Origin of the sequence: Microbispora sp. ZYX-F-249, assembly GCF_039649665.1 — a bacterium.
GTDB lineage: Bacteria > Actinomycetota > Actinomycetes > Streptosporangiales > Streptosporangiaceae > Microbispora > Microbispora maris.
In genome coordinates, this window is record NZ_JBDJAW010000042.1 from 1 (window position 1) to 22,068 (window position 22,068).

The window sequence follows — 22,068 nt, forward strand, 5'->3', positions numbered from 1 at the left end:
TCCGGGTCGAGTCCGCCTCGCCTCGCACACTCACCGTCCGCTCACCCCGAGACGCTCGGCCAGTTCCTCTGGTGTCCAGCCCTCCGCGACCCGTACGTCCCAGCCCGCCTGGGCGTAGGCGGCGTCGCGTTTGCGCGCCTCGTCGTCGTCCCCGGCGAGGACGACCGCCAGCTTGGCCTGCGGCCAGGCCAGCTCTGCCTGCCAGGCCTGCTCGCCGAGTTCGTAGCCCGCCTCGGGAGCGGGCACTCCCAGCTCGGTGAGAGCGTGTGCCAGGCGCGCCAGCGCGGCGTCCTCGGGGTCCAGGAGGTCGAGAACCTCCTCCCAGTCCTGCGGGACGACATCCTCCGCCGTCTCGTCGGTCACCTCGGTCTTGTCGGACGGGGGCCGTCCCGACTCTCCCTCCTCGTCCGGCGGGCGCGGTACGAACGGCGTGTCGTCGGACAGATCGCCGGCGAGGTCCGCGTCGAGCGGAAGCCTGCTGAGCGCCGTTTGGAGACCGTCACCGCCCGCCGCGGCGAGCAGCCCCGGATCGAACAGGTCCAGCTCGCTGAGGGCGAGCTGGCCGCCGTCGCCCGCACCGGCGTCGAGGAACTGCAGGAGATTGCCCCAGTAGAGCCAGCCCGCCCAGTGACGCCGGTGCGCCGCGTCGTCCGCGAGGATCGTCTCGTTCCGGTCGTCGATCACGGTGAACGCGCTCCACGCTCCCGCGCGACCATCTACGACGACCGTGAGGCGGCAGCCGTCCAGGTCGTCTGTGGAACAGACCCTGATAGGGCCCGCCGCACCGGGCGGCAGGTCCTCGCCGCGCAACGACGCCGCCACCCGCTCCGCCACCCCACCCGGGTCGCAGATGCTCATGCCGTTGAGTTTGCGGACCGTGCCCGCCACCACCGCCTCGGCGCGGTGCAGCCACAGCCGCCGGTCGGGCTCGCGAAGATAGGCCAGCAGCGTCTCGACCGGGTTGGTCCACATCGTGCGTACGAGCTCGACGGGCTCGCGGTGCGGTTCCGAGCGCCCGTAGAACCCGCGGGCCTGTTCCTGCGCGATGCCCTCGTACGGCTTGCGCAGCGGCTCGACCGACTGGTCGGGGGCGAAGCCGCGCCCCTCCCACTCGTCGAGGTTCTCCCAGGTGAGCTGGAAGACGAGCCGGCCATGGGCACGCAGCCTGGTCCGTTTGTCCGCGTCGTCGGCCAGCCGGTTGATCTCCGCCGTCGCGTGGTAGGCGTAGCCGTCGAGGTAGACGGCTACCTCCTGGGGTTCGTCGTCCACCAGCCGGAACAGCACATCGGGCCGCGTTCCCCTGATGGTGTTCTGCAGGGTCATCCGCCAGTGCCTGATCACGCCGCCGGGGCCCTCGACGCGCAGGTCGGCGGTCTTCCTGCCGTTGACGACCTCGCCGCGGGCGAGCGCGGCACACGTGTCGGACCGGCGGGCCCACGCCTCCAGGCCGTCCAGGAAGCGTGCCTCCAGCTCGCTTTCGACCTGGTCCCACAGGGAGATGTCGGCCGTGGTCGTGACCGGGGCGACCTCCCACTTCTCCAGCAGCTCGCCGAGCATCTCCAGGGCGTCGGCCCGGCTGACCTTGTCGTACATGCTGCCGGGGACGTGGGAGAGCAGGCAGCGGTGACAGGCCCGCTTCTCGCGCTCCTCCTTGCAGCGGCACTCGGCCACGATCTTGTACGCGGCGCTGAGCACCTCGCGGAAACCCTCTGGCGAGGAGAGCCGGTGCAGGTAGCCGGTGCCGCCGGGCAGGGTGTCGTGCAGCACGAGGAAGCGCCGCTCCCGGCCCGTGGCCGGGTCGGGCATCGTGGCGGTGACGACGTCGAGGTGGTCGGGGTCGCCGCCGTACCGCGCCGCCACCCCGGCCATCAGCGCCGCCTGGAACGAGGCGGAGCGCTGCTCGACCATCAGCGTGGCGACCGGGAGCAGGATGCGCAGCGCCTCGGTGTGCAGTTCGTGGGCGAGGATGAGCTTGACGTGCTCGGTGTCGCGGGCCGACCGCCGGAATGGGCACCACGGCCGGTGGTGGCTGCGCGACCGGTCGAACGACGAGGTGGCGACCAGCCCGTCGGACTCGTTGGAGGCCGGCGGGCCGTCCACGGTCGTCCCGCCGCATGACGGGCAGGCGTGGAAGGGGTTGAGCCGGACCTGCTCGCCCGCGAACCGGTCGCCGGCCGGGCGGTCGTAGCGGGCGGTGCCCAGGTTGAACCGCCGGATGACGGCCTGCCGGGTGAAGTCGACGCCGAAGACGGCCGTGGCGTGCCGCCAGGACGCTCCCGGCGCGATGTCGGCCGGGTCGACGTCGACCGCGACGGCGGTCTCGTAGTAGCGCCGCTGCCTGTCGTCGCTGTCGTCGCGGATCTGCACGTCGTCGCGACGGTCATGGGCGGTGACGCGGGTGGGCCGCAGCACCTTGTGCAGCGAGCCCAGCTCCCCGATCTGCCGGCTGCCGCAGCGCGGGCACGGCGAGGTGTCCTCGGCCGCCCGGAAGGTCCGCACGTGGCCACAGCCGGGGCAGACCCTCCACTCCTCCCAGGCCGGGCGGGACGGGGTGCCGATGTCCAGGCCGCTGATGCGGTGCTGGTAGCCGCGCATGTAGAAGGAGTTGCCGGGGGCCAGCTCGGTGAGGGCCAGCCTGGCGGGACGTTTGTACTCGCGGACCTCGCTGTGATACCGCCTGCCGCCCGGGACCTCCTCGTCCCAGGTGATCGTCGCCTCCAGCGTGGTGGCGGCGTCGATGAGGGAGTAGTTCGGCAGCAGGCCGAGCTCGACCAGCGCGCTCTGGGCGTTCTGCCCGCCGATCTCGCTGATCAGCCGGGCCACGGCCCGGCGCTCGGCCGCGAGCGACCGCTTGATCGCCTGCTGGCTCGGGTCGGACTCCACCAGTGTCTCGGACGCCGCGTCGATGACGTTCAGCCGCTCGCGCAGGTCGTCCAGGCGCCGGTTCCACACCCGCTCGGCTTCGTCCACGGTCTCCTTCAGCCCGCCCGTGGCGAAGCCGCGCAGCTCGGCGGCCGCCGCCTCGCTCACCGCGTCGCCGAACAGCTCCAGGAACCCTTCCGCGAGCGTCGCGCCGGACGCCAGCGCGGCGGTGGTGAAGCCGGCGAGCCAGCCGGTCTCCCCGAACAGCGCCGACGCCCGCCGCGGCAGCGCCCGTACGCCGGAGAGCCGGTCACGTGCGCACAGGTCGACCAGGTGGGCGGCGTACTGCCGGCGCAGGATCTCCACGGCCGACAGGTAGCTGCCGGGCGGGACGATCTCGCCGGCGATCATGTCGCGCGGCTCTTCCAGGAAGTACAGGTCGCGCGGGGACCGGCCGACCATCGTGACCAGGAACGCGTTGCCGGTGCGGCGGCCGGCCCGGCCGACCCGCTGCACGTAGTTGGCCGGTCCCGGCGGCAGCGAGGCGAGGATGACCGCGGACAGCTCGCCGATGTCGATGCCCAGCTCCAGCGTGGGCGTGCAGGACAGCACGTTGGGGTCGCTGTAGCGGGTGCCCTCGCGGAAGCGTTCCTCGGTCTGCTCGCGCTGGCGACGGGTGAGCGCGCCGGTGTGCTCGGCGGTGACGACCCGGAAGACGCCCTCGCCCCGATAGAGACGGCGGTAGTAGTCGCTCCGGTGGTCGCGGGTGCCGCGGTCGGTCAGGGAGCCGCCACAGCGGTAGCGGGGGCACGGCTGGCCGTACCAGTCCTTGACGAGGTGCGGCGGGAGCGTCTGCTGCCACGCGCATCGGTCGCAGCCGATGCCGGCGTCGTCGACGTGCTCGTCTTCGAGCAGGTGCACCAGGATGTGGCCGGGCTGCAGGCCGTACACGCCGGTGGCTCCGTCGTCGGCGGTGCGTTTGGCGACGACGCCCTCGGCGGCCAGCAGGGGAAGCAGCCGGGACAAGTACTCGCCGGCCTGGCCCCGGGTCAGGCCGAGGCAGCGGGTGGCCCAGTCCTGCGACCAGCCCTGGTCGGCGTCGACCCGGTCGAACTCCGACTTCCTCTTCATCCGGTCGAGCAGGAACGTCGGCGCGCTGACCCCGCGCGGGAACGCGGGCATGCCGTCCGGGCGGCGTCCCCAGATCGCGTTGTAACGGCTGGTCCCGGCGTTGCCGATCCATCTGTCCAGCCAGGCGTGCTTGACCGCGCCCCGGTAGCGGAGCCGTTCCAGCAGGCCGCGTACGAGGACGAGGTAGCGGTCGTCGGGCTGCAGCTCGACCATGCCGGAGGTCGCGGTGTGCGCGTCACGAGCCAGCGCAGTGATCCTCTCCGGATCGGCGAGCACGACCTCGGCCGCGGCCGTCCGCGTGAGCTCCAGCGTGCGGCCGTTCCGGGAGCGCAGGCCGAGCTCCATGACGGTGGCGAAGGCCAGCCGCTCCCCGATGAGGTTCCACGTGTCGGGGTCGCCCTCGGCCTCCTCGGCGAGGATCGCGTCGATCTCCGGGCGGTCGTGCAGGTCGGGCGGGACGACCGCGGGCAGCACCCCGGCCTCGCTGGCCGCCGCCGCGAGGTCGCCGATGAGGTCGTTGAGCAGGATCGGCGCCTCGGGGTCCAGCCGCGAGGTGAGCAGCCGGCGCAGGGAGAAGGCGTAGGAGCGGTTGGCGACGAACCCGGCACGATGCGCGGCGTCCTGCACCGAGTCGTTGAACAGCAGCGTCTTGCGCTGCTCCGGCTCCAACTGGCCGCCGGCGAACAACTGCGTGATCGCCACCGACGCGAGCGAGGCCAGGCCGGAACCGAGGAAGCGGATGCCCTCGTCCATGTCGCACGCCGGGCAGCGGTCCTGCTCGGCGGCGTAGAGCGCCTCCGGCGTGGTGCGCAGGTCCGTCAGGACGAAGACGATGTCACCCTCGCCGTAGGTGTCGCGCGCGGGGTCGTACGGCCGGACCCGCTCCCCGTCGAGGACGGCGAGGTTGCGTACGGCCGCCTCCACCTCGCGCTCGGTCGCCTGGATCAGCGGCCGGACCCGCTTTTTCTCCGTGCCGACGTTCGCCCGGTAGATCCGCTCAGGGGTGGTGATCAACTGGTCCGGGTCGCGCTCGGGCGAGAAGGCGGCCCAGCCGGAGCGGCCGCAGTGGCGGCAGTAGACGGCCGGAAGCAGGGTCTTGCCGAGCACGCTGAACGTGGAGTCGGCGTCCACCACGGGCAGCTCGCCGATCCAGGCGAAGGCCGGGGTGTGGTGTGCCAGGCGGAGCAGCCGTGAGACCGCGCGCACCCACATGTGGGTCTCGACCAGCAGGAACGGCCGTCTCGGCCGCTTGCCGAGGTCCTCGGTGTCCTCCGGGTCGCGGGCGGAGGACAGCAGCGCGACGAACCGGGCCAGCGCGGTGGCCGCCCGGTCCGGGTTCGCGCGAATCGCGGCGCCCCAGTTGTAGGCGCCGCGCCGCGGCAGCAGATCGAGCATCTCGTCGAAGGTGCGCGGCTCGCCGCCGAGCACGTCGAGCACCGCCTGCGTGAGGATGTGCCGGCGCAGCACCTTCCCCAACTCCTGCGGGCCGAGCCCGGTCCGCCCGGTGACGGCGGCGGCGAGCTCGTCCATCGCCGTCGGATCGCGCAGCGGGTCGCCGCAGGCGATCAGGTCCTCGGGGCCGGGCAGCGGGAGCGTGACGTCGATGTCGCCGATGAACTCCTCGACCGTGAGCCGGTCCTCACCGACCACCGACTTCTCGGGGAACGGCATGCCGAAGACCTGCTCGGCGACCTCGCTGATGCTTCGCCCGCCGCCCTCCTGCCCCGTGTTCTCGCCGAGGGTGGCGGAGGTGGCGACCGGGCAGATGTCGCCGAGCGGCCGGCCGGGCTGTGCGTGCCCGGTCGCGGCGGCCAGCCGGCGCAGCAGCATGGCCACGTCGGTGCCCTGCGCGCCGTCATAGGTGTGGAACTCGTCGACCACCACGTACGCGATCTCGGCGTCCTGCCACAGCGGCAGGTCGTCGGGCCGCTGGAGCAGCAGATCGAGCATCTTGTAGTTGGTGATGAGCACGTCCGGCGGGTTGTGCCGGATCTCCGAGCGCCGCGTCATCACCTTCGCGTAGCCGACCTCCGGCGTGTCGCCAATGTAGAGCGCGGCGGTCACGTCGTGCAGTCCCGACTGCTGCAGGTAGCCGTTGATGCGGTGCGCCTGGTCGGTGGCCAGGGCGTTCATCGGGTAGAGCAGGACGGCCTTGACGCCGCCCTTCCCCTTGGCCCGCTCCCGGCGGCAGTGGTCGAGCACGGGGATGAGGAACGACTCGGTCTTGCCCGAGCCGGTGCCCGTGGTGATCAGCGTCGGCTCGGCCTTCTTGCCGAATGTGCTGAGCCGTTTGAACGCCTCCGCCTGGTGCCGGTACGGCGAGAAGCCCTCCGGCGCCCACTCCAGCATTGTGCGCCAGCCGTCCTTCGCGGTCCGGAACGGCGTACGGATGCGCAGGTACGGCCCGCGGAAGATGCCCTGCTCGGGATGCTCGAGGAACCGCTTCAGGGCCTGGCGGACGGGCGGGTCTGCCAGGGCGAAGGTGGTGGTGAGGTACTGCGTCAGGCTCTGCCGCAACTCCTCCGCGGCCAGCGTCGGCCTCACCGGTCCTCCTCATGCACTCGTACGGCCTGCATCAGTCCGAACATGGCCCGCCCTCGCACTTCTGTTCGGTCAATGTTCACCAAGGACAGCCCATATACAGTGAGTAACTGTAAGATGACCATATGTTGAAGCCTGTTCGCAACGAAGTCCCGGCTGACCGCCGCAGTACGCATGTCTATCCTGAAGGGATGAGCACCGAGGAACCTATCGACTACGAAGCCGTCCGACGACGGTTTCCTTGGGTCGGCCTGGGAGACAGTGGCGAACACGATCTCTCCACCCGCTACCGGGAGATCATGGCAGAGGCCCGAAAGAACCGGGAGATCGTGGAGGCGATCGACGCCATCCGACGCAGCGCGTGAAGAGTCTGCTGTGCGACTCAGGGCCACTGATCGCCACCTTCGACCCAAGTGACAGATTCCATGCTCGGTGCACTCGGCTTCTCATGACATGGCCGGGACGGCTCATCATTCCCGAACCTGTCCTCGGGGAGACCTGCAACTTCCTTCGCAACAACGTCCGCAAGGGCGCCGTGCTGGAAGCTACGCTGCTTGAAGCCGTTACTGCGCACGAGGGCGATTTCTCCATCGCAGACCCGACTGCAGAGGACCGCAGACGCGCCTCTGAACTCGTTCGGCGGCTGGCCAGCGCCCCCATGGGTTACGTCGATGCAACGGTCTTGGCCATGGCTGAGCGGCTTTCCATCACCGACGTTGCAACAACCGACGCCAAGTTCGTCGGACTGGCTCATGGCGTATCCCGGATCACTCCGCTCGCCTGGCCATTCCAGGAGAACGGCGCCTAGGGCCGACGCAGCGACAGCGCGAAGGCCGGGCACCCGATATCCCTCGGTAGTCCCGGCCTCGCTTCCGTGCTCCCAGGGGCACGGCACAGCCGAGAATGCCGCACGCCGCATGCCCCGGCAAGCAGCTTTCGCCAACGGCCCAGCCGTGCAATGGCAGCGCGTAGGCCGGACGCCCGATTCCATCGGGAGGCCCGGCCTCACTTCCAACACCCACCGGGGGTGCGGCACTGTTGAGGGTGCCGCACACTGAGTGACCGGGCAAGCGGTTATCGTCACAGCGGTCCCCCGCGGTCGGACGTCGCCGGAGGCTCCTCGCGGATCTTGGCGAGCCGTTGCAGCACGTTCTGCGCCAGCTGCTGGAATTCGCTGCGGCACTTCTGGACGTATGTCTGGGTGCTGCCGAGCGCCCCGTCTGCGGCCTTCAGGTCGAACATGGGTTTGCGCGCGTCATGAGCGAGCGGCATGAGGCTCTGGTAGTTGCGCAACGTCGCAATCTCGTACGAATGGCCTTCGGCTTCCCAGGGTTCATTGAGTACTGCGTCGGCGAATACGTGAGGAATGCGGTCGACCCATCTCCGGTACGCCTGAACGGGACGGTCAAGCCGCATCGCGGGCTGCATGATGACATAGCCCAGCGGGGTCATCGAGCCGGGAGGCGCGGCAATCACCGGCGGCACCTTCGGTAGCACGCCGCTCTGCCACATTCCGCGCCACTCCCTGAGGGCCGGCCCAAGGTTTCTGAGGCCGCGCAGCGAGAACAAATCGGCGGCGAGCGGCATGAGCACCGTGTCGGCGGCAAGAAGCGCGGCCCGGTTGATTGCCCCAAGGTTAGGCCCGACATCGATCAGTACGACGTCGGCCTCCACTCGCCTAGCAGCGTCCAACAGGATTCGATAGAACGCCGTGGTGGTGCGGAGCGCGTCCGGCGCCCCCATGAGACACCTCGGCCAGGCCTCGGACAGTTTGTCCTCGAAGGCGCTCAACTCGAGGTCGCCCGGGACGAGCCACAACCCGCCAGTGATCCGAATCGGTGGATAGAACTCGACGTCCCCCAAGCCCTCCATAATTGGCCGCACCGAGGCGGCGACTGTCCCCGATTCCCTGGTGATCCTGCGCGCGGCCGGTCCGGTCAGATTGGCCTGCCCTCCCCACGATGGGCTTTCCGGTTCCGCCCACAGGACGGCGAGGTCGTCTTCATCAAGGAAGGCGGAGGTCAAGTTGGCCTGCGGGTCCAGGTCAACCGCGAGCACCCGGTGGCCGAGGCGCTCGAACATGTGCGCCAAATGGTAGGTGAGGGTTGTCTTTCCCACGCCGCCCTTGTTGTTGAAGAGCGCCACCGAAATCATGCCGGCCTCCTCAGAATCACCGACCACGACGAGTCGTCGATGAGGAACTCCGCATCGGGGTTGCCGTTCTCCCTGAGAGCTGCCTGGATCCGGCCGATTCCCCGGCCGAACCTGTTGACATACCCGAGCGCCTTCATGGCGGCGGCAAGCGAAGGATTGCGGTAATCGCATACCCGATCGAAGTTGTCCGGTCGGACCTGCCCGTACGGACCACCCGGGTTGGTCACCTCGATCCTGTCGGAGAACCAGAGGATGCGTACGGGGGCGTGCGAGGTCTCGTAGTTGCGGTGCATGATCGCATTCATGCAGGCCTCGCGCAGGGCCGCGAACGGATAATCCGGCTGCTGCCGCTCGCGGAACCCGTCCACCGCGACCACCTGAGTGTGGAGATGACCGCGAAGCAGAGCGTCCAGACGGTTGGCGAGATCGACGACGTTGTACCGAAGTTCCTGGTCATCGGCGATTAGAGCTTCCGGCCCGGTGCCGTCGTAGCGGACAAACTGCACGTACGCGCCGGGGATGAAAGCACTGGGGTCGAATCCCAACACCAGTTGCCCGAGAACTGTGGGGGTGCCTGCGAGATCAGTCATGCGGAGACTCGCGAGCTTGAGCTCTTCCGGCCGGCCGTTCTCCTCGATGACATCGGCCGAGACCACGGACGGCAGATAAGTCGACCGGAACAGCGCCAGGTCCAGGTCTCCCAGTGTGCTACCCGGGACGCTCCGCCCGTCGAAGGGACCGTCGAGCGCCCGGCGACGCTCGGTAAGCACACGCTCGTCCTCTCGGGTCGCCCTCCGCGTGGTCGGCCCCGGGCGAACCCAGACGACGCCGTTGTAGCGCACGGGCGGAGTCGCCGAGGCTTCGACGTGAATCCGTATGACCGTTTCGCCCTTGAAAACACCCGTCTCCACGGTCATGGAGGGCAGGTCGAGGATCTGTCCTCTGTCGCGGAAGTCGGTCAGGTTCCGCAGCACCTCGTCACTGATCTTGACGTCGGGGACCGGCCGGCCCTTGTCATCCACGCCGATGAGGAGATTCCCTCCGCCGCGTCCACACAGGTCGTTAGCGAAGGCGCAGATCGCTTGCCCGATCTTGTCTCGATTGGAGATGGACTGCTTGAACTCCAGGACCGTGCTCTCCTGGTCTCCGAGCAGATCGGCGAGGTCTGTGGTCATGTCAGTCATTGTGCCGTCCGGCACTGACAACGGTGCGTAGTCAAGTAGTTCCTCACAAGACCTCGCCCTGCCTGGCGCGGGCCTGGCGGAGCCGCTCGGAGAAGACCGCGTGCGCCTGGCGATACTCGGCCTCTCGATTGGCCTTGTAGAACGGCGCGGTGTACCCGTCGGGCACCGGCCCGTTGATCTCCGGGTCCAGGTGGGCCATGAGCTGCTCGAAGTGCTGCTTCGTCTGGCCATAGCCGTAGGTGTTGTGGTTGCCCGCGATCTTCCGCCCGTTCGCGTCGAACCAGATCTGCGCCTCGTAGTCGGACAGCACGGGGTATCGGGAACGATAGATGGCGACGAGCTGCTCGACCGTCATGCCGAGCCAGAGCGCGACCAGCGCATCCAGCTCGACCAGCGCGGCCCGCCGCGCACGTTCACTCCGCAACGGCATGTTCCGGTTCCAAGTGGAACAGACCTCGTTGAGCGGAGGCAGGCCCGGCCAGTCAGTCGCCCAAGAATCGGTAGACCAGCATTCGTGGTAGAGCTCGGCCCAGAGGGAGGCATAAGCATCCGTTAGACAGTTGAGGCGCAGGGTTCGCAGCAGCACCGCCTGAGCTAGGGGATGGCCTGGGTCGGGCGCGGGCATACGCTGGGCCTCGGCGACCTGGAAATTCGTGCGCCCGATAATCCTCAAGAGATAATCCATGGGCAGCGCGGCCCAAAATCCAGCGGACAGGGCGGTTTCAAGATCTGTCGGCATCGCCAGGGAATAGACCGCATGCACATGCGCCGGGCCCGGCGGGATCAATGTCGCAAACAGCGACCGTTCAGTATCGAAGGGAATCATCGCCCGCCAGGCGAGCCGAAAGAAATCGGTATACCGCCGGACCACTCCCTTACCGTCTTCCCATCGGTCCTGCACACCCAGGTAGGTTTCCTTGTCACAAGCCCGCTCGTAGTTGGTCACCGGAACAGCATCCTCGGACAGAACCGTCAAGTCCAAAGTCGCCCAGTCACGGTTCGTCTTGCATGGAATTCTTGGCTGCTTACTATATGAGGTAGCCACACCGATATGAGGACCTTGAAAAATGACGTCGCGGAGGGAACCCGCCTCCCTGGTATTCCAGCGAATCGTTCCCGCAGCACGCGCACGCGGCTCGTCATAACCTCTGCTAACCCGCGGGTCGCCCCTCCCCAGACGCCGGTCGTAGACGGCAAGAGCCTCAATGGCACCGGCCTCCGCAGTTGTCACTGGATACAGCAAAGGCGTTTGCTCAACCGGAAGATCGACTGAATTTGTAAGCCGCCTCCACTGAGCAAGTAACATCCCGTTGACCTGGATCACCCGCGCCCTGTGGGGGCGCAGATCCCACTTGCCTTCGTGTTTGATACCCGGCAACTCTCCGACGCCATCGTGTTCGAGCGAGCCTATCAGCGTCTTTGAATCAAACAACCAACTGACATGAGAAAAACCAATCGAACCGAAGTTCCCGTAGACATGGACTGCAAATTCGGTGTTGGCATGAATTTCTGAAAAGATTCCGCGCCGGTTATGGAAGTGCGCATGCATACGCAGGTGAGCGTAGGCGGCAGCACGTAAGCGACCCTCGGCAACACCGCCGAAATGGCTGTCCGGATGAATGAGGCCTGCCGTACCGTAACGGCCGAGGTTGGCCCAAATACGGCACATGAATGCCCGATAGAGGTCGGGCTGAGTTCCCTGCAGCAGCGGATAGGCAGCGGTCGAGCCCAGGAAGGAGAGCACGCCTGTGTAGGTAGCCAGCTCGCCGAGAAGGTACCGCTGTCCAGCACCCTCATGAAGAACCGTCGACCTTCGCACCTGCCAGTCAGCGAGACTGGACTTTTCGCTGAGCATGAACCACGGTTCCAGCTCGGCGAGAATCGGCGCCTCTATCCAACGCGGCCGGACCCAGGGCGGGTTGCCTACTTGGAGATCGAAGCCGCCCTTGGTGAAGACCTGGGCGAACTGGAGCTCCCAGTGGAAGAAGCCCTGCTGGTCGGCGATGTCTTTGACCGCGTCGAGCCACGGGAAGCGCTCACCGAGCCTGAAAGCCGAGTCCATGCCCATCCAGGTCTGGAGTTCGTCCTCGTAGACCTCCAACTCCGCGAGGGACGCGAAATTCGCGACCAGGGAGTCTTCCGGGATATCCGCACGACCGAGCAGGGCCTCGGCGAAGTCGAGCCAGTCGTCGAGGGTGGCCAGGGGGATCACCGGGCGTAGGGGCTCCAAAGTGGGCCGGGGCTTGCGGGCGGCGGGCTTGGCCGGGCCGCCGGCCCTGGCGGCCTTCGCGTCCATGGCGTACGCCGCGAGGTCGAGCTGCTTGTCGCCCATGCTGAACAGGGACTCGGTGACGTAGACGTCTCCGAAGCCGATCGACTCGTCGGCGGCGGTGCTCTCGGTCGCGGGCGCGGTCGCCGACGAAGCCGGGGACGCGGGCCGTACCGGATCGGCCTCAGCGGCCTCGGCGGCGTGGCGGGCGTAGACCTCGTCGGAGCCGTCGAGCAGGCCCGCCTTGTCGAGCGGCCAGAACCACAGCGCGCACCAGGCGTCCATGACCTTCTTGAGCCGCCAGTACGGTGTGCCCGGCGCGGTCAGGTCGCCGTACACCTTCTCCTTGGGCACGGCGTCGGCCGGCTGCTCGATCCAGTCGGCGCCCCAGACGTCGATCTTGCGGCTGATCTCGCGCTCGGAGATGGCGAGGCGCTGCTGGACCAGGTCCCACAGATATTCGGCCCGCTTCGACAACGCCTGAAGACGCTGGAGCTGGGTGAACTTCTGACCCTGCTTCTTCTTGTCGGAGACGCTCCTCTGGATCTGCTTGCGCCAGGCCTTGAGCCGGTTGGCCTGCTCGGGAGCGAGCTCCTTGGCCTCCTTCGCCTGAGCGACCGCACCCCAGCCCTCGGCGGGCAGCAGGAAGTGGTGCACCTTGCCCGAGGGCAGCTCCCCCGCCGAGAACGGCAGGTCCTCGGGGGCCTCCTTCAGCCAGGTGCCCTTGGCTAGAGAGGCGGCGCCGTACACTCTGCGGCCCGCGCCGATGAGCGAGTTCCCGCGCCGCAGGTGCAGGCCGAACCAGGGGGCCTGCAGTCCGGGGTGCATGACGTTGAGCCACAGCGAGACCTCGGCCAGCTCGATGGCGGTCTCGTTGAGATCGACGCCGTAGGAGTTGTGCAGGGCGACGTACGCCTTGACCTTCTGCAGCTCCTCCTCGTACCGCTCGGGGTCGATCGAGACGCCGAGCTCCTGCTGGCGGCGCTTGAGATATTCGGCGGCGACCTGGTTGATGGCCTCGTTGAGGAACGCGCCGGAGCCCAGGGCGGGCTCGCAGATCTTCCACTCGAGAATTTCCCGGGCCGGAGTGACCGTGTCGTCCTGGTCGAGGCGGTGCTGGAGCGCGAGCTGGACGGTGACCCGGGTCAACGACTCGGGCGTGTAGTAGGAGGCGCTGGTCTCCCGGTCGCGGCCGGCCAGGCGGTAGACGAACGCGCCCTCGCGGTAGCGCTTGTACTCGTCGAGCCTGTTCCCGTCCTCGTCGACGGCGTGGACGAAGACCTCCGACGGGTAGTCGTCCACCTTCGAGGCCGGGATCAGCCACGAGCCGTCCTTCGGGTCGCCCCCCTTGGCGACCTCGTACAGCTCCTCGGCGGCGATGAACCCGGTGTAGGACATCAGGCCCTCGTACACCGCGCCGAGCTGGTTGATGCCGAGCTGGGCGTAGGAGATGAAGCCGCCGCGCTCCTTCCTGCGCCCCTTGGTGAGCATGAGCTTGCGCAGCACCTTGTAGAGCGTCTCGTTGCGCAGCCGGGTGTCGATCCGCGGCGCGTCCGGGTCGTCCTCGTCCAGGGAGATGGCGTCGCGGCCGATGAGCTTGATCGCCTCGGGCTCGAACAGATCAGAACGGAGCGGCTCGAAGCGCAGGCCCTCCCCCTCCGAACCCTCGGGCTCGACGCCCATGCGCGGCCGGTGCCCCCGGTTGACCATCTTGAACAGCAGGTCGAGTGACTCGTACAGGTGGAAGGAGTTGCGGGCCTCCTCCCCCGTCAGGTCGCGTACGACCAGGTCGCCGAGGCGGGCCAGGCTGTAGCCCTTGACGTAGTCCTCGTCGTCGGTCGGCAGGATGCCCAGCTCCGGGCGGGCCTCCGCGTACAGCAGGAACAGGATCCGGTAGAGGTAGCGCAGCGACTCGCGGCCCAGCTCCTTCGCCAGGGCGGCGGGCTCCATGACGTCCTCGGACCGCACGCCCTGCGCGCGGATGCGGGCGAGCACCTCGTTGGCGATGAGCTCGACCGAGTCCTTCAGGCCGTCGCGCAGCTCCTTGGACACGCCGACCGCATGGCTGCGCGACCGGTCGAGCAGCTCGGCGAGCGGCTCCGAACCGCCCTCCTCGGGCGGGAGCAGGGAGTCGGCGCCGAACAGGGCGGCGATCGTGCCCAGCTCGGCCTCGTTGCCCCGGCCCAGCGCGACGTCGAGGCTGACCGCGAGGTAGCGGCCCTCACCCCACACGGCGCGGTCGGCCAGCACGACCACGCCACCGGCCAGGATGAGCACGTAGCGCGGCGGCTCCTCAGAGGTCAGCAGCCAGGTCGCGAGCCTGGTGCCGGAGGTGATCTCCTCGGTGTTGTCGAGCCGGACCGGAGACAGCAGCCGCCCGGCCTGGTCGTCGTCGAGGGCGGCGTCCACGTCGGCGGCCCAGCCGCACTCGATCGCGACGAGATGCCGGTCGGCGTAGGCGACCTCGACGACGTGCTCCTTGCCCGCCCGTTCGACGGTCAGCTCACGCGGAGCCGCCTTGTAGCCGAGGGCGCGCAGCACGTCTCCGTGGAGCTCGCCCAGCTCCTTGCGCCACTCGGCGCGCTCGTCCGCCGTCAGCGTCTCACCGTCGCGCAGCCGCGCGTCCAGCTCGGCGAAGTACGGCCGGTCGGCGAAGTAGGGCTTGGCCAGCCCACGCAGCCCCTTGCGCGGGGTGGTGCGCCCGGCCTTCTCCTCCTCGCTCCAGCGGGCGAACAGACCGCCGGACTTCTTGAGGTCCTTGGGCAGCACCTCGGCCAGGTAGTGGGCCGAGAAGTAGTCGCCGCGGTTGACCAGCGAGTCGAAGCTCATCGGGGTCCATCCTGGGGAACGAGTGCGGCGAGGACCCGCAGCAACGGCTCCCCTGTGATCTTGAGGGAGTCGAGCAGGCGCTGCTGCCGCTCGACGGTCTCGCGGACGCGCTGCTCCTTGCGCCCGCGCTGGGAGGCGTGCACGCCGTCGAGGGTGAGCTGCTGCCACTCACCGAGCCGGTCGCGGTAGAGGTCGAGCGGCTCCACGACCTTCTTCTCGTACGCCGAGCGGCGCTCCTCCAGATGCGCGCGGGCGGTGGCGACGGCCTGGGGCACCCGCTCCTGCAGCGGCCGGAGGTCGATCATCTGCCCGGTGTTGATCATCCTGGGACCGACCTCGGCCGCGGCGAGCACGTCGGTCATCTTCCGGTCGAGCACGCCCGCGGGGGTGACGGCCATCCACTCGACGACGGTCGGCTGCCCGAGCCGGTTGGAGTAGATGCCCTGGATGAGGAAGGTCGGCTCGTCGACCTGGGCGGTGACGACCGGCGCCTTCTGGCGTCCGAGCCGTACGAGGACCTTGTCGGTCACCCAGTCGACCATCGGGTGCAGGTCGGAGAGGTAGGCGATCTCCGGCCACATCGTCTTGGTCCTGCGCGCCTCGTCGAGCTTGCGCTGGGCCTCATCGCGGTCGAAGGTGACCTTCATCCGCCTGCGCACGTCGTGGGTGCGCAGGTAGTCGGCGGGCAGCGCGGACAGGCGGTGGGCGAGGTCCGGCGGCGGCTCGAAGGCGAGCATCACGCCGTCGTCCTCCAGGTCCTTGAGCAGCCCGAGCGTGTCGACGGCCTCCTTGACGAACGCCTCGGAGCCGTCGAAGAGCCGGGGCACCTCCGCGCGGAGCGGGTCGGCGCCCGTGACACCGCCGTCGACCGAACCGAACAGGCCGTCCAGGCCGAATGGGTCATCGGCGTTGTGCGCGGCGAGGGACTCCTCCACGCTCTTGCCGGCGAGCAGGTCCTGGATGAGGCGGCGTTCCTCGCGTTCGGCGCGGTACTCGCCGGTGACGGCCTCGGCCGTACCGAGCGTGCGGTGCGCCGTCGCCTCCTTCTCCAGGAGCTTCTCGGCGACGGCCCGGTCGTCCTTGGCCCCCTCGACCTCCGAGGTGAGGATGAGCGCCCGGAACTGCGGCTGCCGCGTCTGGCCGTAGCGGTCGATGCGGCCGTTGCGCTGCTCGATGCGGATGAGGCTCCACGGCACGTCGTAGTGGACCAGGTGATGGCACTGCCGGTGGAGGTTGACGCCCTCGGAGGTCACGTCGGTGGTCACCAGCAGGCGTACGGGGGCGTCGGAGAGCCCGAAACGCTCGATGATCTCCTGCTGCTGCTGGTCGGACATGCCGTTGCCGAGCATCATCTCGACCTCGCCCTTGCCGGTCAGGCCGAGCCGCTTGGGCAGGACCTCGGCCAGCCACCTGACCGTCTCGACGCTCTCGGAGAAGACCACGGCCCGGGTCTCGCCGCCGTGCCGTACGCCGATCTCGTCACGCAGCAGGCGGACGAGGGCGTCGAGCTTGGCCGAGTCGGCGTCGGTGATCTGCGCGGTCAGGTCCGCGAGGGTCTTCAGCGCGTCGATCTCCCGGGGCTCCTTGGCGTTCTTCAGCCGGTTGCCGACCGTCTTGGCAAGCGCCTTGTGCGAGGAGAGGAACGCCTTGAGCAGCGTGTAGGGGAAGAGCCGGTTCTTGCCGTCGACCACCGGGCCGCCCGCGCGCTGATGCTCAGCCGACGAGCCCTGGGCGAGCCAGACCTGGGTGAGCTCCTCGAAGACCTTCTCCTCGGCGGGGGTGGCGGCGCAGCGCACCGGGACGGAAGGACCCCGGTCGGGCCACTTCGCGCCCATCTCGTTGCGCACCTCGGGGCTGATCTTCGTACGGCGGATGTAGAGGTGCTCGATGTCCTTGGCGGAGTAGCTGCGGTCGTCGGCGATCGCGGCGGGGTCGAGCATGCGGATCAGCTCGGCGAACGACTCGCTGTTGCCGTTGTGCGGGGTGGCGCTGGCCAGCAGCAGCGCGTCCGTACGGCGGGCGAGCAGCTTGGCCAGCTTGTTGCGCAGGCTGGCCTCGCCGATCAGGTTGTGCGACTCGTCGATGACGACCGCGTCCCAGTCCATCTTCTCCAGGTGCTGGCCGTACTTGCCCTCGTTCTTGAGGGTGTCGATGGAGACGATGATCCGCTTGTAGTAGGTGAACGGGTTGCGGCCCGCGGGGATCTCCCGCTGGATGCGCTCGATGCCCACGGAGTCGAGACGGATCAGCGGGATGGCGAAGCGGGTCCACAGCTCGTGCTGGAACTGCTCCAGCACCTGCTGCGGCGTGACCACGAGAATGCGCTCGCCCCGGCCGCGCCGGATGAGCTCGGCCAGGATGAGGCCGATCTCCAGGGTCTTGCCGAGGCCGACCACGTCGGCGATGAGTATGCGCGGGCGCAGGCCCTTCAGCGCGAGCTCGGCGGGCCGCCGCTGGTAGGGCAGCGGGTCGAGGAGGAAGCGGTCGGCGAGCGCGAGACCCTTCTCCGTCTGCGGGAGCGGCGTCCGGCGCAGGACGGCCTCGATGAACAGGCGGCTCTGCGCGAAGCGCGGGGTCATGTCCTGCTCCAGGACGGTCTCCTCCGGCTTGAGCAGGCTCACCTCGTCGAGGTCGGTGAAGAAGACCGCGTCCTCGTCGCGGACGAACTCCGACGCACCAACCGCCGTGATCTTGTAGCCACCCGTGGCGAGCTGCGCACAGGTGCGGACGATCCACTCGGCGTCCCGGACCTCGATGCGGGCGCCGGGCGGGAAGGAGGTCTCGGTCACGGTTCTCCTCTAGAAACGGGCGCCGGCGGCGTACGCGCCGCGGAGGCGGTCGGCGAGCTTGGCGACCACGGAGCCGGGCACGACGACCTCGGACAGGTTACGGGGGCGCGGCCGGACGGACGGAGCAGGGGCCTTGGGGTCGGTCTCCCGCTCGACATAGGTGGCCTCGGCGAACCCGCGCACGGCCGCCGGCAGCGTGTCCCCTCCTGCCGTCGCCAGGTCCTTCAACTGCTCGTACGCCTCGCGCACGGTGGGGCGGTCGGCGGGGTCGTGGGCGACCATCGCGGCGATGAGCGGCTCGAACTCCGCGGGGAGGCCGCTCAGGTCGGGCTGCACCTCGGCGCTGATGATGTTCATGAACAGCGCCGCGACCGTCTTGCCTTCGTACGGGTAGTGCTTGGCCAGCGCGAACATCAGCGTCGCGCCGAGCGAGTAGACGTCGGTGGCGGCGGTGACCGTCTTCGGGGTGTTGGCCTGCTCGGGCGACATGCACGCGGGCGTGCCGAGCGTCGAGGTGGTCGTGGTCAGGTCGGTCGGGCCCTCGACGAGGGCGACCAGGCCCAGGTCGATGACCTTCGCCCCGTCCTTGCCGAGCAGGATGTTGCCCGGCTTCAGGTCGCGGTGGAGCAGACCGGCCTCGTGGATGTCCCCCAGGGCGGACGCCAGCAGGACGCCGAGCGTCGCCGCGTGCTCGCCGCTCAGCGGGCCGCGCGTCTCGACGTACTCCTTCAGGCTCAGGCCGCGCACGTACTCCACCGCGAGCCAGGGCGGTTCCTCGTCCTCGCCGGAGGCGTCGAACAGAGCGGCGACGTGCGGCCCCTGAACGGTGCGTAACGCGTCGATCTCCCGGGCGAACCGGGCGCGCGCCTCGGTGTGGCCGAGCAGGTCCTCACGGATGATCTTCACGGCGACCTGTTCGTAGTCGTCGGTGATCCCGTAGAAGACCCGGCCCATCCCGCCGGAACCGAGCCGTCCGCGTAGCGTGATCCCGCCGATCCGCTGGGGGTCGGAACGGTCCAGGGGGTCCATGCTCACCTGCCTCCACGGCGACGTCGGGGGTAACGCACCACGCCCAAGATAAGCGGATCGGCCCTCTGAGATGCTCGTTCCGGTCTCAAGAAGATCACACCGCACACCAGGCGCCCGGCAACACTAGCCGAACGTTGCAGCGCCCGTACAGCAGAACCCTCACGTTGGACCAAACCGTCAATCCACTTGTGTTCTCAGTTCACAATGTGGTCTACTTGTCCGCGTTCACACCCCGCCGCGGCTTCCCACCGAGTCGACACTTCGAGACGTGATAGTTGACATCTGTACCAGAAGCCGGAAAGATCACGCCGATTTCTGGCGCATGGACCGGTCCACCCGGAACCCCGCGTTTCGCACCCCCCAAATATGACGAGAGGACGTCGGTCTTCCGTGACGGACCAGGAGCTTGCCGCCGAACTCCGTAAGCTCGCGAGGCACCCCGCGTTGGCCGCCCGGGCGGACCAGCTCGCCGATCTCGCGGACGCCGTGGACGACCCGGACAAGGCCGAGCTGTGGTGCGAGGTGGACCTGTTCGCCGCCTTCCCGCCGGAGGACACCGTCCAGGTGATCGTGCCGTCCACGCCGGCCTGGCAGAAGACCGTCAGGGTCATCTACTACGCGCAGGCCGTGCTGGTCTTCTTCCCGATCGCCATCACGTGGCTCGGGCTGAAGAAGGCGACCACGGCGTACGGGGAGGCCCTCGCGTCGGGAGGGGTCGAGGTCGCGCGCCGGCCGTTCCTGGAGATGTGGCAGCAGGGCTTCGACGGCAAGCTCGGCGGCCTGTGGAAGTTCGACAACGTGGCGATGATGACGCTCACCATGCTCGCCCTCGTGATCGGCGTAACCCTCGCGGAGCGCTACATGCACCGCTGGGAGGACGAACGGGCGAGTGAGCAGGAGGAACAGCTGCGTCCGCGCCTCCTGTCGGCGCTCACCCGGGCGACCCTGTTTCTCGGCCGGGTACGCCTGGCATCTCCCGCCCGGTTCCAGGCCGAGCTGACCAAGAGCGCGAGCGAGCTGAGCAAGGTCGGCAGGACCATGAACAAGGTCCACAAGCAGGTCGTGGAGGAGCTGGAGAAGGCGCTGGAGGCCACCGGCCAGGCCACGGACGCGTTGACCGCGGGTGCCGCCGAGGTGCGGGACTCGGTCGCGAGCCTGGACAAGCACATGGCCGCCGTCTCCTCGGCCGCCGAGACCCTGCTGCGTTCGGTCGAGCGCACCGCCTATGCCATCGACTCCGTGGGCGAGAAGACCGACGAGGCGGTCGACCGGGTCGGTGACCGGCTCGGCAGTGTGATCACCGACTCGGCGACCGGTCTGCGCAGGTCCCTCGACGAAGTCGCCACGCTCACCGGCCAGGCCGTGCGCGACATGGCGGACTCCACCGGCCAGGTGGTCAAGGACCTCGCGAACTCGACGGAACAGGTCGTGCGTGACCTGGCGGACTCGACCGGGCAGGCCGTGCGCGACACGGCGGCGAGCCTGGACGCACGCGTCGGCGAACTGGTGAGCGCCACGGCCGGTATCGGTCCCGCCGTGAGCAGGGTGGAGACCGCCGCCACCGAGAGCGGTGCCCGGATCAGTGACGCCCTCACCAGCGGCAGCGGCACCCTCGCCGCCGTGTTCGGCGGTGCCGGAGCCGACATCAGGGAGGCGCTCGACGACTGGGCCGGCACCGCGAGCGCGCACGCCGCGAGGATCGAGATGGTCTCGGACACCGCGGGCCGCACCGTGGGGCTGCTGGAGGAGACGCGGGACGCGCTCGACCGGCTGCCCGCCGACCTCGCGCGGTCTCTCCAGGACGTCCCGGCGGCCGTCCGCGACGTCACCGGTCCCGAGATCGCCGCGCTGGAGGCCGCCATCGTCCGGTTGGAGGAAGCCGTACGGCAGGCGGCAGAAGCCGTCGCCGCCGGCGCCGCGGTCCGTCGCTCCGCGGACCAGGCGGACGTCTCGGTCCAGCCGGCGCTCTTCACCGTGTCCACTGAGCCGTCCCCTGAGGCTCACCCGCTCGTGACCCCCGCGGCGGACGCGGACGGCGGCGACGGAGGACGTGCGTGAGGACCCGTCATGGTTCGGGATCGTCCCTGCTCCTCGCGGGGTGGCTGTTCGCCGACCTCCTGCTCGGGCTCACGATCATCATGCTGGGCGCGCAGGCGCCGCCTCCGGCACCGGCCAAGCCCCTGGGCGCGGAGGGAACCGCGAGCGCGTCACCGACCCCCTCGCCGAGCGCCTCTCCCTGCGCTACGCAGACCGCCGGCGTCGGGGCGAAGGCGACGAAGATCTCGTTCTCCGTCAACCCCGGCGCCAGTGACGCCGCCCTCACCCGTCAGGTGAGGTCGGAGTTGCTCAAGCACAGGAGCCGCCTCGCCGGCAGGCATGCCGGCATGGTGCTCACCTTCGGCGCCGCGGGTGGAGCCGGCGACGGCGTGCATCTCGCGAGCCGCGTCAACGACGCCGTCAGCACGGCCTTCCCCGGCATCTTCGGGACGGCGGCCACCCGCGACTTCCATGATCTCGCCGCTCCGGCCGGGTCGATCTCCATGGAGATCTACTTCGTGACCAGCGGCTGTACCCGCACCTCGAAGAGCTGAGGACCACCCGATGAGTGAACAGGTACTCCCCTTCTACCTTGTCTGCGACGAGTCGTACTCCATGCAGGGAGCGCCGCTCGACGCCATCAACCAGGAGCTCCCCCTGATCTACCAGGAGATCGCCGTCAACCCGGTGGTGGCCGACCGGGTGAGGCTCGCCATCATCGGGTTCAGCAGCACCGCCGAGGTGCTGCTCCCGCTGGCCGACCTCAACGACGTGCACTCGATGCCGCAGCTGTCGCCTCGCGGCGCGACCAGCTACGGCGCCGCGTTCTCCCTGCTGAAGCACACGATCGAGCAGGACATCGCGGGGCTGAAGCATGACGGCCATGTCCCCTATCGGCCCACCGTGTTCTTCCTCACGGACGGGCTTCCCACGGACGAGTGGCATGTCGAGCACAAGAACCTGGTCAGCCGCGACTTCAGGGCCCATCCGACCATCCTGGCCTTCGGGTTCGGCGACGTGGACCCCACGACCCTGCAGCAGGTGGCCACCTTCCGGGCGTTCATCGCGAACAGCGATATGTCGCCCGCGCAGGCCCTGCGCGAGTTCGCGCGGCAGCTGCTCAACTCCGTGGTCCAGTCGGCGGTCGCGTCGTCGGCAAACCCCTCGGGCGCCGCCCAGATCGTCGTCCCCGACCAGGTGCCGGGCTACACGGTTCTCGCCCCCGACCCGCTCTGAACCGTAC

Annotated in this window: 11 protein-coding genes; 5 read left to right on the top strand and 6 right to left on the bottom strand. The window is 68.9% G+C overall.

The features are described 5' to 3' along the window. Window positions 1–30: 30 nt before the first annotated feature. The gene (locus AAH991_RS33220; RefSeq protein ID WP_346229878.1) at window positions 31–6,537 is read right to left on the bottom strand and encodes a DEAD/DEAH box helicase family protein; all 6,507 of its coding nucleotides are present in this window, start codon (window positions 6,535–6,537) and stop codon (window positions 31–33) included. A 188-nt stretch (window positions 6,538–6,725) separates the two neighbouring features. On the opposite strand from AAH991_RS33220, the gene AAH991_RS33225 reads away from it, so the two are divergent. Together AAH991_RS33225 and AAH991_RS33230 are read left to right on the top strand one after the other, a co-directional pair. Then, complete coding sequence (locus AAH991_RS33225; RefSeq protein WP_346229879.1) at window positions 6,726–6,899, top strand: hypothetical protein; 174 nt, start codon at window positions 6,726–6,728, stop codon at window positions 6,897–6,899. Next, complete coding sequence (locus AAH991_RS33230; protein ID WP_346229880.1) at window positions 6,896–7,342, top strand: type II toxin-antitoxin system VapC family toxin; 447 nt, start codon at window positions 6,896–6,898, stop codon at window positions 7,340–7,342. The genes AAH991_RS33225 and AAH991_RS33230 overlap by 4 nt, the downstream gene beginning before the upstream one ends. A gap of 272 nt (window positions 7,343–7,614) precedes the next feature. Here AAH991_RS33230 and AAH991_RS33235 read toward each other — a convergent pair whose 3' ends face one another. Genes AAH991_RS33235 through AAH991_RS33255 form a run of 5 tightly spaced genes read right to left on the bottom strand, consistent with a single transcriptional unit; the run spans window position 7,615 to window position 18,788 of the window. Next, complete coding sequence (locus AAH991_RS33235; protein WP_346229881.1) at window positions 7,615–8,688, bottom strand: ParA family protein; 1,074 nt, start codon at window positions 8,686–8,688, stop codon at window positions 7,615–7,617. Continuing rightward, on the bottom strand, window positions 8,685–9,863 hold the full coding sequence (locus tag AAH991_RS33240) for an ATP-binding protein (protein WP_346229882.1): 1,179 nt from the start codon (window positions 9,861–9,863) through the stop codon (window positions 8,685–8,687). Before AAH991_RS33240 ends, AAH991_RS33235 begins: the two co-directional genes overlap by 4 nt. 52 nt (window positions 9,864–9,915) lie before the next feature. Then, window positions 9,916–14,910, bottom strand: coding sequence for an Eco57I restriction-modification methylase domain-containing protein (locus AAH991_RS33245; protein ID WP_346229883.1), 4,995 nt, complete (start codon window positions 14,908–14,910; stop codon window positions 9,916–9,918). 56 nt (window positions 14,911–14,966) lie between these two features. Next, window positions 14,967–17,759 (bottom strand): DEAD/DEAH box helicase, encoded by a 2,793-nt coding sequence (locus AAH991_RS33250; protein WP_346229884.1) that lies wholly within the window; start codon window positions 17,757–17,759, stop codon window positions 14,967–14,969. Between the two features lie 9 nt (window positions 17,760–17,768). Continuing rightward, complete coding sequence (locus tag AAH991_RS33255; protein ID WP_346229926.1) at window positions 17,769–18,788, bottom strand: serine/threonine-protein kinase; 1,020 nt, start codon at window positions 18,786–18,788, stop codon at window positions 17,769–17,771. 390 nt (window positions 18,789–19,178) lie between these two features. On the opposite strand from AAH991_RS33255, the gene AAH991_RS33260 reads away from it, so the two are divergent. Genes AAH991_RS33260 through AAH991_RS33270 form a run of 3 tightly spaced genes read left to right on the top strand, consistent with a single transcriptional unit; the run spans window position 19,179 to window position 22,061 of the window. Continuing rightward, a complete protein-coding gene (locus AAH991_RS33260; RefSeq protein WP_346229885.1) occupies window positions 19,179–20,846 on the top strand; it encodes a hypothetical protein in 1,668 nt (555 codons plus the stop codon). Continuing rightward, entirely contained in the window at window positions 20,843–21,379 is a 537-nt protein-coding gene (locus AAH991_RS33265) for a hypothetical protein (RefSeq protein WP_346229886.1), read from the top strand. Before AAH991_RS33260 ends, AAH991_RS33265 begins: the two co-directional genes overlap by 4 nt. Window positions 21,380–21,389: 10 nt before the next feature. Beyond that, a complete protein-coding gene (locus AAH991_RS33270; RefSeq protein WP_346229887.1) occupies window positions 21,390–22,061 on the top strand; it encodes a vWA domain-containing protein in 672 nt (223 codons plus the stop codon). Window positions 22,062–22,068: the final 7 nt, after the last annotated feature.

What these genes read in the sequence shown, in the direction of transcription:
- AAH991_RS33225 (WP_346229879.1), top strand. Translation starts at nt 6,726, where the DNA reads ATGAGCACCGAGGAACCTATCGACTACGAAGCCGTCCGACGACGGTTT.
- AAH991_RS33270 (WP_346229887.1), top strand. Translation starts at nt 21,390, where the DNA reads ATGAGTGAACAGGTACTCCCCTTCTACCTTGTCTGCGACGAGTCGTAC.
- AAH991_RS33240 (WP_346229882.1), bottom strand. Translation starts at nt 9,863, where the DNA reads ATGACCACAGACCTCGCCGATCTGCTCGGAGACCAGGAGAGCACGGTC.
- AAH991_RS33235 (WP_346229881.1), bottom strand. Translation starts at nt 8,688, where the DNA reads ATGATTTCGGTGGCGCTCTTCAACAACAAGGGCGGCGTGGGAAAGACA.
- AAH991_RS33255 (WP_346229926.1), bottom strand. Translation starts at nt 18,788, where the DNA reads ATGGACCCCCTGGACCGTTCCGACCCCCAGCGGATCGGCGGGATCACG.